This is a genomic window from Microcoleus sp. M2_D5 (genome assembly GCF_036701935.1).
Taxonomy (GTDB): Bacteria; Cyanobacteriota; Cyanobacteriia; order Cyanobacteriales; family Microcoleaceae; genus Microcoleus.
Genome location: NZ_JAUBRP010000057.1, coordinates 31,642 through 43,249, shown reverse-complemented (window position 1 = coordinate 43,249; position 11,608 = coordinate 31,642). Strand labels below are relative to the sequence as shown.

The window sequence follows — 11,608 nt, the reverse complement described above, 5'->3', positions numbered from 1 at the left end:
CTTGCACTTTACTTTCGATCGCACGCTCTCTTAACCCAGCCCACGTAATATGCGATCGATATATTCAGCAAGCCCTACTTACCGATTCCCAACATTTAAGACACACAAAAAACCACTGCCCCGACTCGTCATACCGGGCGCGGTAGAGAGTCGGGGCAGATTGGGAACAGCGATCGCACTTGATGCGTCTACTTGCCCTCGACAAATGCCTGACAGCAGCAGAACGGCTGAGTGTTTGGTTTGGGATCGGGCTTAGGCTTAGGAATGATGCTTTTGCTGCCGCAGATCACCTTCTGCAGCAGACCGGTGAAACCGCCGATCGCGTCCTGAGAGGTAAACGCCTGCCCGCCGGTTTCCTTGGAAACGCGGGCGTATTCGGACTCAATCTCCTTTTTGACGCTGGCTTTGACTCCGGAAGTTCCAAAATAAGTATGTGCCTTGACCCCGGCTTTTTTAGCAACGCCGATCGCGCGGGTGGCAGCTTCGATGTCTGCCTCATCCTGCTTCGAGTTCTCGTTGCCGCCTTCGAGCGACTCATCTCCTAGGAAGAACAAAGCACGAGCAGCCGACGATCGCCAGTTGAAGTGTAGAGACACATCTTCAATGGCGCGAGCACCGTCTTCTTGTCCCCCTCCACCAGCAACCGTACCAGCCTTGCGTCCCCGCAGCGCCGACTCAGCGACCTTGGCAGTAGTGGTCAAGTAATCCCTTACCGTGCGATCGAACCGAGTACCCTTGAAAATACCTTCAATTCCCAGATAGGTAACGCGCAGGTCAGAGGGGCAACTAATTCTAGCGGCCTCGATCGCCGCCCCCACCGCCTCGCTGAGCGCAGTCGCCTCATCTTTCATCGACACGCTCGAATCAATCACCACCACCAAATCCACTTTAGGGATCGTAGTAACCTCAGTTACATCGGCAGGGCCGGCCGGGACAGTCGCTGCACCTGCGCCGCCGCCGGCAACGGTAGCGGGGGCGGGGGCGGGCCATTGCAAGCGCTTTTGGTTGGACACGTTACCGTTCCCCCTGTGGCCGGAAATTGGCCCCAAGCGATTCGGCTGAGCCTGTCCGGCGGTCAGCCCGTGGCTGTTGTAAGGGTGATTCCACAGGTTGAAGTCAAAACGGTAATGCGCGCCCTGCCAGCCGTTAGTCCAGTTGAAGTTGATCAGGGCGCTGATGTCGCGGGTACCGGTCACAGGATCGCTGTACCAGAATGAGAGCATCTTGTTGGCCGTGCCACCGGCCGACGTGCCAAAGTTGTACTGAATGTCCACACCGTTTGGCGGGCCTTCATAGCTGAAGCATCCGGTGCCGTAGACAGTGCCATCAGCATTGAGCGTGTGGAAAACAAAACTCGTGACTTGGGGCATGAGAAAATTCCTTTAAGTTATGAGTTGTTAGGATCTGTCAAATCGTTGCGGTGCTCGAGCGCTACTGGGGAGCGACGTAGAACTGGCCGCAAACGAAGGGATGGACGATCGTCTGCGGAGCCGGCTTGCTGCCGCAGATCACATTTTGGAGCAACTCTTGAAATCCCCGCAGCGCGTCCTGGGACGTGAATGACTGCCCGCCGGTCTCGCGGGCCAGACGGGCATACTCAGCTTCGATTTCCTTCCTCACCTTCTCCTTAACGGACGAAGTACCCAGATAGGTATGTACCCGGACATTGGCAGCAGTCGCCACCGAGATGGCTGCATTGGCAGCCTCAATATCAAATAGATCCTGTTTGGCATCCTGATTGCCTGCGTCCAGCGATTCATCCCCCAGGAAAAATACCGCCCGCCCAGCCCCAGCACGCCAGTCGAAGTGGCGGCTGAGGTCTTCAATGGCACGAGCCCCATCTTCCTGAGCGCCACCGCCAGCCACCGTGCCGCGCGATCGCCCGCGCAGCAGCGACTCGTCCACCTTGCAGGTGCCGCTCAGATAGTTGCGAATGCTTCGATCGAATCGGGTATCGCGGAACGTGCCTTCCACCCCCAGGTAGACCACTCGCAGGTCAGAGGGACAGTGGGCGCGGGCACCCTCGATCGCCCCAGCGACAGCGGTATTGAGGGCAACCGCCTCATCCTTCATCGACGCGCTAGAGTCAATGACCACCACCAGATCCACCAGCGGTACGGTCAGTTTATCTTCTTCGATCGTCTCCACGGTCGGCTCAGCCAGCACCGGCCACGCCAGCAACCGTCCCCGGCAACTGGCATCCTCCGTCGCGCCCCGGTGGGCTGATATTGTCCCCGGCTGCTGCGGTGTGGCGATTCCAGTCACTAGACCGCAACTGCAATCGGGCAGCGTCCAGGCGTTGAAGTGAAATTGTCGGGAACCTTCGACATCGCTAAACTCAAGGTTAAGCAGGGAACTGATGTCGATCGCGCCAACTACGGGGTCGCCATACCAAAACGCCGTCAGGATGGGGCCGTCGCTTGAGGTTTTGTCGCGTCGGTGCTGGATTCTTGGTTCGCCGCTGCCTTCAAAGGTGAAACAGCCCCTACCGAATGATGCCCCGTTGCTGTCGAGAACGCGGAACGTGTAAGAAGTTGCAGTCATAATTCAGATATGAGTTGTACTTATAGTCAGTTGTAGGTCAATAGCACTAAAAAAGCCTGACTCATTGGCTTGCATACAATGAGTTTCTGATGGTTTTTGCCTCCATAATTTGCTTTCGTTTCAGTGCCGTTGAGAGCTAGGTAGCACCCTTATTTTTTGCTCTCAACTTATTGGGAACTTTGAACGAACGACTGAAAGTTTTCTTGCGTGAATAGGTATTAACCGAATCCGTAGTTGTAAGGCGCTTTAACACCCGAACGGTCAATAATTACCCAGTGCAAATGACTAAATTCCCTCGTCTTTAATAAGAAGATCCAGTTTGAGTCAACTGTTTCCCCGTGTTCCGCCTGATACTCGCTCTCGGAACTTAACAACGTTAAGGTAGAGGTGGGTTTATTGAGATAAGAACGCAGTTCTTCTGTCGCGGCATTATCGACTCCCTCTGGCAGCTCAACATTGTTAAGAATCAGACTCAACGGACTTTCGGCATCGCTGCCATCTTCTAGAAAACTGCGAATTGCTAGTTGCAGGGCATCGACAAACGTCACTTTACTGTCGCTCCCCATCTGTTCGTTAATCGCCGATGGACTCACTTCCACTGTTAATTGAGGAACGCCTAACTCAGTTTTAATCGCCGGAATACGGCTCATGCTATCGTCTGTCGAAACTTGATTGCTGTGGTCTGTCATAATTTTTTGCTCTCAACCTATTGTGAACTTTGAACGATCGATTGAAATTTTTCTTGCGTGAAGTAGGTATTAATTAAATCCGTAGTTGTAAGGCGCTTTAACACCCGAACGGTCAATAATTACCCAGTGCAAATGATCGGATAGCTCCTCCATTTGTAATAAGAAGATCCAGTTAGAGTCAACTGTTTCCCCATGTTCCGCCTGATACTGGCTCTTGGGAGTTAACAACGTTAAGGTAGACGTGGGTCGATTGAGATAAGAACGCACCTCTTCTGTCGCCGCCGCTTCACGGCCTTCTTTTGGCAACTCAATATTGTCGAAAATCAGACTCAACGGACTTTCGGCATCGCTGCCATCTTCTAGGAAACTGCGAATTGCTAGCTGAAACGCATCGACAAACGTCACCTTACTGTCCGCCGCCATTTGTTTGTTAATCGCCGATGGACTTACTTTCACTCTCAATTGGGGTATGCCTAACTGAGTTTTAATCCCGGCAAGACTACTTACGCCATAGGCTAAAGTCGAAACTAGATTTCCTTTGGCATCAAACAGTTTGGCTTCGTCTCCCCGATCGTTCCAAATAGCCGTGCTGCTACCAAAACTGAAGCCTCCGGTTTCTGAATTAACTTCATTTGTATAAACTCGGAAACTCTTACCTGCTTCTAATGTTGTTTTGGGGGGGAACGTAAAGGATTGTGTCTTACTCAAGCCCGAAGAAATTTTCCATCCCGATACATCAACGGCGGTTGTACCTTGATTGGCAATCTCAACATATTCGTCAGATTGAGTCCGCTTAACTTTACCTTTGTAGGAGATATCTGCGATCGCTACGGTTCCTGTTGCTGTCCCCGTCTTTTCATTTTCGACAAACTCCTGGGATTCACCCTCATCGGTTGTGGATACTTTTCCTGGTGTTCCATCAAACGTCGCAATCAACCCTTGTCCGCTACTGTGGGTAAGAACCAGTTGATTGGTTGGAGAGGCGGAATCGATATCTACAATGTAATTACCGTTATTTTGAAAGAGTGCTTTGACACCAGCAAAAATCGGGTGAGAACTATTTACGGTTTGATTGCCGTTAATGCGGTTGTATTTACCCAAAAATTTGAAGCCAAAAGCGTTGAGGAAAGGATTCCAGCGATCGGCTTCGGCTTTTGCGTCGCTCCCTGTCCCAGCCACTACATAAACGTTCCCGCCCGCTTTGACATATTCAATTAAGACTTGATTATTTGCGGCATTTGCACCGACAAAAATGCCGTCATAGGTTAACAATGTGGGCAAATCGAATGAAATATTGGTTCCCGTTGTCCAAGTATGACCTGCATTTTTGAAAGTTTCTGCTAAAGCAGATTGGGTCAAGCCAAAGTTAGTTGAGTAGGCATGAAATTTGCCCGCGCGATCGCCCGCAAACCATTTCGCAATATTGTTAGCAAAGATTGCAGCATCTGGGGCCGCCTTAAACCCATCGTTACTGAGGGTCCATTCGTCAGCATTAACAACTATTTTTCCCACTTTAGTTACTTTCGGTAAGATGTGTGTGTAGATGAAACCCTGATTTTATTAGGTGTTTCCACGTTCACCGAAGAAACCGATGATTTGACAGTTGGGGTGCGAGCAGATGCTGTAGATATAGCTCTAGGATATCACATTGATTGTTGATGCGAGATCCTAAATAACCGAATTGGTTGTTCCTACTTGGAACATCTTTTTATTGCATCTTTGGTGTGTGAGTGTTAAGAAAAGGCGATCCAATTAATTATTGATAGCAGCACTGAACCAGCGGATTTTACTGATATCAATCTTGATATTTGGAAAGTCCAGCTTAGTCTTAACAAGCTCAAAAAAATAATAGCACTTTAATTTCTCACCAAGATCATTTTAATTGTAAAAATTTGTTAATAATTATATTTAGAAAAAATAAACGTTTCTGGGCTGAAATCGACCTGTATTCCCCTCTGGGAAAGGGATTTCGCTGGATAGGGGTAAATGAGGCTCAAATCCACTCGCCCAAAAAAACACAAATTGACCTTAAGTTATTTTGGCGAACTAAAGGGGTGAAAACCGCCCTGAAATGCTGTCTGAGCAAGGATTATCAGACGACAGTGCGAAGTGAAAGGATACAATCCTTTTTTGGCGATCGCCCGTGTCTATTCTCAACAATCAGAGTCTGCAAACATCATTCTTTCGTTGAGCCGATCGTTTGTACTGTGCCGGTGTTTTGGGGAGTCAGCGAGATCGAATGCTTGCTGTGAAAGACTTTGACATAGGGCTGCGGCATTGGTGACAAGTTAAGCCGCGGGTTGCATTTGTCAATCAGCAATTATGCTGATAATTTACTCGGATTTTGGGTGGAAAACTGAGATTTTGGCGATCGGGCGATCGTGCGGAGCGCCATATTGATGCCCACTCACCCCCAAATCGCCAATTTTCCAATTCTAAAAAAGTAGTTTTTTGATTCGATCCCCAGGTAGACCACTCGCAGGTCAGAGGGGCAGTGGGCGCGGGCACCGTCGATCGCCTTCGCGATAGCGCTAGCACGCGTTCGGCGAAGCCGTTCCCGAAGGGTAGGAAGAGAAAAGAAGAAGAAGAAGCTGGTAATTGCTATTTTTTCTTGTTAGCTTTCCAAGTGCCGCCGTAGAAGTAAAAAGGATTGTTTTTACTTACCGATTCCCAACATTTAAGACACAAAAAAAACCACTGCCCCGACTCGTCATACCGGGCGCGGTAGAGAGTCGGGGCAGATTGGGAACAGCGATCGCAATATTTGATTCTGATTGCCCTGGCCATTGTTACTCAGTTTTAAACAATAACGGATTCTTGAGGACGGGCGAATATCATGCGGCCGGCGCTGGTTTGCAGGGCGCTGGTGACTATGACTCTGGCTTCGCCCCCGACATAGCTGCTTCCTGCTTCTACGACAACCATTGTGCCGTCATCCAAGTAACCGATTCCCTGAGAGGGTTCTTTGCCTTCTTTGCGAATTTTTAGTTCGATCGTATCTCCCGGCAAATAAGTCGGGCGCACCGCATGAGTCAAATCGTTGATATTCAAAACTGGCAGTTTTTGGACGGCAGCTACTTTCGATAAGTTGTAATCGTTGGTGAGCAAAATGCCGTCGATATCTAAAGCAAATCGGACTAATTTCGCATCGACTGTGGCAATATCTTCGTAGTCTGCCGAGTGAATTTGAATGCGCTCTGGATATGTTTCTTTGATGCGGTTGAGTACATCTAAGCCTCGGCGCCCGCGCACTCGCTTTTGATCGTTGGCGGAATCAGCTACGAGTTGCAGTTCTTGGAGCACGAATTGCGGCACGATAATTTGACCTTCGAGGAAACCTGTTTCTAGCAAGTTTTCAATTCTGCCGTCAATAATGCAGCTAGTATCGACAACTTTGGCAGTTGCTGGTTTGAAAGTACCTTCGGTTAGCAACACGGTGTCAAAGCTTTTGGGGTTAATCAGGCGCAAGAAAGCGCGGCCGTGGGTGTCTGTTAAGCTGACGCCTGTGAAGCCGAACATGACGCTACCTAAGACTGCGACTAGAGGTTTGATGAAGCCGAACTCGCGGGGTATGGGCAGCAGGAACAGCGGAGCCAGCATTAAGTTCGCTACTAGCAGTCCGATGATTAAGCCGATCGCCCGCGTCAGCAGCATCTCAACAGGCATATCGCGGACTTGTTTTTCTAGGCGCCGATAGGTTGTTTGAGCCACTAATCCCATCACGAAGCCAATTAATGCTCCAAACGAGCCTAGTACAGAACTTAAACCTTGTATATTTGTAACTTGCAGCAGCAGATTGCTCGGCAGCAGTTCGACTCCGTAATAGCCGATGCCTCCGCCTGCGATTATGAATGAGATTATTATGATTGCGTCTAGCATTAGTTCTAGGTTAATGAATTTATTCACATTATATCTTTCCGGTGCTGATACTTGTTTTCATGCTTTGGTCGGATATCGCTATATTTGCTGAGGGATTTTTATAAACTTATATTTACCTGTTGTACCCTTTGGGGGATGTGCCAGGGAGCCGATCGGGATTTAGCGCGCTCCGCCGCCAGCAGGCACGAGGTGCGAATAGAGCGCGCTGCTGGCTGTTGGGGAATTTTGGCAGATCGAAACGGGTACGAGGTTAAATTAAAAGAGCCGTAGCACGGGCGAGGGCCCGACGCCATCGTTCGCAGCGCTTTTTTGGTAAGAAAATGTCATAATATACATAATTATTCATGATGATTTAATTAAAACTTTAGATTTGAAGTTGCGCTTTCGGCGTCAGATGTAATGAACCATCCCACAGATTATTTAACATTGGAATTAAAAAAAAGTGTGCAATTGACAAATTCCGGCATTCCGACTTCGGCTTACCTGCACGTACCTTTTTGTCGGCGCCGCTGTTACTACTGCGATTTTCCAGTTTTTGTGGTTGGCGATCGCAAAAATGGCGAGAATTCCGGCACAATTGTCCAATACGTTGCCGTACTGTGTCAAGAAATTCAACAAACTAAAAATTTAGGCGCATCTCTGAAAACAGTTTTTTTTGGCGGCGGCACGCCTTCGCTGCTTTCTGTCAGTCAGTTGAGCAATATTTTAGAGACTCTCGACGGCAAATTTGGGATTGCTGCTGAGGCGGAAATTTCTATCGAAATAGACCCGGGTACTTTTACTTTAGAACAGTTGCGGGGATATGCAGCGGCGGGAGTAAATCGAGTTAGTTTGGGAGTGCAAGCTTTTCAGGATGAATTGCTGCAAGCTTGCGGGCGATCGCACTCTGTCGCTGATATTTTTGAAGCTGTGGAAATAGTGCGATCGGCTGGTATTGTCAATTTCAGTTTAGACCTAATTTCGGGACTGCCGCACCAAACTTTAGAAAACTGGGAAGCTTCCCTGAAATCGGCGGTGGAAATTAGCCCGACTCACCTGTCGAGTTACGACTTAATTGTTGAGCCCTTAACTGCTTTCGGGCGCTACTTTGAAGCAGGCGCGCAGCCGCTACCAGCAGATGACACCGCTGCTGGAATGTACCGTTTAGCGCGGGAAATTCTGACCGGCGCTGGCTACGAACATTACGAAATTTCTAATTACGCTCGCGATGGCTATCAGTGCCGCCACAACCGCGTTTATTGGGAAAATCGCCCTTATTACGGTTTGGGAATGGGGGCGGCGAGTTACGTCGAAGGCAGGAGGTTGACAAGGCCTCGCAAAACTCAAGAATATTATCAGTGGGTGCGATCGATCTCTGGCCTCAATTCCCCTGGTACTCCTAAAATTGGGGGAGAAACCCCGCAGGATATTTACCCAGGAATTGAGCCAAGTTTTCCAGTTTCAGAAAATGACGTTTTGTTAGAAACCTTGATGCTAGGCTTGCGTTTAGCAGAAGGAGTTAGCATCAGGGCGCTGACTGAAAAGTTTAGTCAGCAAACGGTTGATAAAATTTGGCGTTGTTTGCAGCCCTACTGGCGACAAGGATTTGTGGAAATTATGACAGAGGATAGGGCGATTCCCTACGGGATAGCTCCGCTTCACGCAACTTTAGGCGAGGCCTCGAAACTGCCGCTTTCGGGCAATTTGAGGTTGAGCGATCCCGAAGGTTTTTTATTTTCTAATACAATTTTAGCCGATTTGTTCAGCAAGTTAGGTGAGGATAATTAGCTTGCGTCTGAGGAAGTATACCCCCCGGCAAGCGCGATCGGCTCTAAAGCCGTGGCAGCCAATGCGATGGAAGAAAATTCAATTGCTCCCTAGCTAGATCGTCTCAAAAACAATATATTTTCTATCGATCCCTAAACAAATCTTAAAAGTGAACTAAGCCTTGAGATAGACGCCACGACTGCACTCCAGCCGTCATACTTAAGACTGAACATTTAAAAAGTAATTTAATGAACACTTTAACTATCGATCGCAACCAAACCCAAAACCAGCCCTGCCTTGTAATTAGCGAGCGCGGGTGCAATCCGGCTTCCAAGTGTAATTTTTGCGGTCACTACCAACAGGCAAGAGGTTCAGTTGGTCACTGTCAATTGTTGAACGCACCCGTTAGGGGAGGATGGAAATCTTGCACTTTAGCAATGCCCGCTTTTGCACCTTCTTGGGAATACGTGGAAGGCGCTGATGTTTCCCCGGCGAAATTAATGAATTATTAACCAAAAAATGTATAAAAAATTTGGTTTTAACGGGTAATATGCTATATTAAGTGTAGGGCCGTGGCAGCTCGTTCGCACAATTGCACAAACAAGTTAAAAAAATGAATTTGACACTAAATCAGGTAATTTCCGAAGGTCATACGCGCATTTTGTGTTGGTATCTTAATAATACTAGCAAAGTGCAAATCGCTCGCATTACAAATATTCCTAATTGGTATTTTGAGCGGACAGTGTTTCCGGGGGAACGTTTTTTGTTTGAAGCGCTGCCGGAAGCTCAGTTAGAAGTTTGCAGGAGTGCGGATACGGGTGCTATAGTGTGCGAGCGAATTTTGTGCGATCGGCTGCGAGTTGAAGAATTAACCACGGCTGATTGAAGATAATTCCTTAGACTTACCAACGAGAGGTAGAAACCCGGTTTTTTTTCCATAAACCGGGTTTCTCTGTAGGATTATAAAAACTCGGTTCGCGATCGCACTTGAAACTCTTGTGGGGTGGGCATCCTGCCCGCCCGAAAAGTTAAATTTAAATGCAGACCAGCTTATAAGCTAAATTATAAAAAATCCACCACAGTTTAATCCTAAAACCCGATGTCCCTCACCGAACAAATCCTCTCCCAAATGCCAGGAGACGCCCTGGGAGGCCTGAGAAAAGTCGATCGACTCTGGGAAAACCTCAAACAAAACACCGCACCAACACCCCAAGCAGTCAAACACAGCCAACAACCCCTCGAAACCCTCGACTTCGACATAGTTATCGGCGGCGGAACCCTAGGAATATTAATCGGTACAGCCTTAGCCGTGCGGGGTTGGCGAGTAGCCTTGATAGAACGCGGCACCCTGCGAGGCCGCGATCAAGAATGGAACATTTCTCGCAAAGAATTAGACGCATTCTTAGAACTAAATCTGCTATCTGTTGCAGAGATAGAAAAAGCCATAGCCACCGAATACAACCCAGCCCGCATCAGCTTTGCCAACACCCCAGACATTTGGGTGCGCGACGTACTCAACATCGGAATAGACCCTGTTTACCTCCTAGAAACCCTGAAACAGCGATTCCTCCAAGCTGGAGGAAAGCTATTTGAAAATACACCATTTAAAACAGCAACCATTCACCCAAATGGAGTCCTTGTAGAATCGGCCAACACCGATACACAACCTGCTACAAATTTATTTAAAACCCGATTATTATTAGACGCAATGGGACATTTTTCGCCCATTGTCCGCCAAGCAAGACAAGGCAAAAAACCCGACGCCGTATGTTTAGTAGTCGGCAGTTGCGCTCGAGGATACCCCAAAAACGACACCGGCGATATATTTGCATCCTTCACCCCAATGCAAAATCAGTGCCAATATTTTTGGGAAGCATTTCCAGCCAGAGACGGCCGCACCACCTACTTATTTACCTACATAGACGCCGACACAGAAAGATTCAGTTTAGAAACATTATTTGAAGAGTATTTGCGCTTGCTTCCCCAATATCAAAACGTCGAACTCGAACAATTAAAATTCCAAAGAGCACTCTACGGATTCTTCCCCTGCTATCGTCAAAGTCCTCTCAAAACGCCTTGGAATCGCCTACTCCCAGTCGGAGACAGCAGCGGTAGCCAATCTCCCCTCAGCTTCGGCGGTTTCGGCGCAATGGTGCGCCACCTCAAACGCTTGACTCTAGGAATTGAGGAAGCTTTGACAAGCGACAGTCTCGACAAAAATTCCCTCGCACTTTTGCAACCCTACCAGCCGAATCTATCTGTCACCTGGTTGTTTCAGCGTTCGATGAGTGCTGCGATGAATCAGAAAATAGACCCAAATCAAATCAATCAACTTTTGGCGGCAGTCTTTCAGGTAATGGAAGAGTTGGGAGAACCGGTGCTCAAACCCTTTCTTCAAGATATCGTGCTGTTTCCGGCTTTGTCACAAACTCTGTTTAAAACAGCAATTAGCCATCCCGGATTAGTTATGAAAATTATCCCGCAGGTTGGAGTAGCTAATTTGCTCGATTGGATGGTTCATTATGTAAATTTAGGAATTTATACGGGTTTGCAGCCTTTGGGGAAAGCCGTAGAACCGCAGGTGAAAAATTTAGCGCCGGAGCAGCAATACTATTTTCACCGATTAGTTGAAGCGTGGCAATATGGCGCGGGAGGCGATTATTAAGTGATTAGTTGTGGCACGGGCATCTGGCCCGTGGCTAATATATGAACAGGCTTTCCGGCCTGTTCCACAACACAATATAATTTAT

The 11,608-nt window shown here is 48.3% G+C and carries 10 protein-coding genes; 4 read left to right on the top strand and 6 right to left on the bottom strand.

Annotated features, from left to right (window positions below; genetic code table 11):
- Positions 1-188: 188 nt before the first annotated feature.
- The 6 genes from QUA50_RS21340 to QUA50_RS21315 all read right to left on the bottom strand — a co-directional run bounded on the left by QUA50_RS21340 (position 189) and on the right by QUA50_RS21315 (position 7,112).
- Entirely contained in the window at positions 189-1,370 is a 1,182-nt protein-coding gene (locus QUA50_RS21340; protein ID WP_333266575.1) for a hypothetical protein, read from the bottom strand.
- A gap of 61 nt (positions 1,371-1,431) precedes the next feature.
- Positions 1,432-2,544, bottom strand: a complete 1,113-nt coding sequence (locus QUA50_RS21335) for a hypothetical protein (RefSeq protein WP_333266573.1) — start codon at positions 2,542-2,544, stop codon at positions 1,432-1,434.
- A gap of 218 nt (positions 2,545-2,762) precedes the next feature.
- Positions 2,763-3,233: a hypothetical protein gene (locus QUA50_RS21330; protein ID WP_333266571.1), complete on the bottom strand. Its 471-nt coding sequence runs from the start codon at positions 3,231-3,233 to the stop codon at positions 2,763-2,765.
- A gap of 69 nt (positions 3,234-3,302) precedes the next feature.
- Complete coding sequence (locus QUA50_RS21325; RefSeq protein ID WP_333266569.1) at positions 3,303-4,745, bottom strand: lamin tail domain-containing protein; 1,443 nt, start codon at positions 4,743-4,745, stop codon at positions 3,303-3,305.
- A 1,089-nt stretch (positions 4,746-5,834) separates the two neighbouring features.
- Complete coding sequence (locus QUA50_RS21320; RefSeq protein ID WP_333298833.1) at positions 5,835-6,020, bottom strand: hypothetical protein; 186 nt, start codon at positions 6,018-6,020, stop codon at positions 5,835-5,837.
- Positions 6,021-6,032: 12 nt separating this feature from the next.
- Positions 6,033-7,112 carry a PIN/TRAM domain-containing protein gene (locus QUA50_RS21315; RefSeq protein WP_333266577.1) on the bottom strand — a complete coding sequence of 360 codons (1,080 nt, stop codon included), beginning with the start codon at positions 7,110-7,112 and terminating at the stop codon, positions 6,033-6,035.
- A 399-nt stretch (positions 7,113-7,511) separates the two neighbouring features.
- On the opposite strand from QUA50_RS21315, the gene hemW reads away from it, so the two are divergent.
- The 4 genes from hemW (at position 7,512) to QUA50_RS21295 (ending at position 11,523) form a co-directional block, all read left to right on the top strand.
- Entirely contained in the window at positions 7,512-8,879 is a 1,368-nt protein-coding gene (hemW, locus tag QUA50_RS21310) for a radical SAM family heme chaperone HemW (RefSeq protein ID WP_333266567.1), read from the top strand.
- A gap of 227 nt (positions 8,880-9,106) precedes the next feature.
- Entirely contained in the window at positions 9,107-9,370 is a 264-nt protein-coding gene (locus QUA50_RS21305) for a hypothetical protein (RefSeq protein WP_333266565.1), read from the top strand.
- Between the two features lie 101 nt (positions 9,371-9,471).
- Entirely contained in the window at positions 9,472-9,744 is a 273-nt protein-coding gene (locus QUA50_RS21300) for a DUF1830 domain-containing protein (RefSeq protein ID WP_333266563.1), read from the top strand.
- 213 nt (positions 9,745-9,957) lie between these two features.
- Positions 9,958-11,523: an FAD-dependent oxidoreductase gene (locus tag QUA50_RS21295; RefSeq protein ID WP_333266561.1), complete on the top strand. Its 1,566-nt coding sequence runs from the start codon at positions 9,958-9,960 to the stop codon at positions 11,521-11,523.
- Positions 11,524-11,608 lie beyond the last annotated feature (85 nt).

Coding starts and splice junctions, on each gene's coding strand:
- QUA50_RS21340 (WP_333266575.1), bottom strand. CDS start 1,370: ATGCCCCAAGTCACGAGTTTTGTTTTCCACACGCTCAATGCTGATGGC.
- QUA50_RS21335 (WP_333266573.1), bottom strand. CDS start 2,544: ATGACTGCAACTTCTTACACGTTCCGCGTTCTCGACAGCAACGGGGCA.
- QUA50_RS21330 (WP_333266571.1), bottom strand. CDS start 3,233: ATGACAGACCACAGCAATCAAGTTTCGACAGACGATAGCATGAGCCGT.
- QUA50_RS21320 (WP_333298833.1), bottom strand. CDS start 6,020: ATGGCCAGGGCAATCAGAATCAAATATTGCGATCGCTGTTCCCAATCT.
- QUA50_RS21315 (WP_333266577.1), bottom strand. CDS start 7,112: ATGCTAGACGCAATCATAATAATCTCATTCATAATCGCAGGCGGAGGC.
- hemW (WP_333266567.1), top strand. CDS start 7,512: ATGAACCATCCCACAGATTATTTAACATTGGAATTAAAAAAAAGTGTG.
- QUA50_RS21305 (WP_333266565.1), top strand. CDS start 9,107: ATGAACACTTTAACTATCGATCGCAACCAAACCCAAAACCAGCCCTGC.
- QUA50_RS21300 (WP_333266563.1), top strand. CDS start 9,472: ATGAATTTGACACTAAATCAGGTAATTTCCGAAGGTCATACGCGCATT.
- QUA50_RS21295 (WP_333266561.1), top strand. CDS start 9,958: ATGTCCCTCACCGAACAAATCCTCTCCCAAATGCCAGGAGACGCCCTG.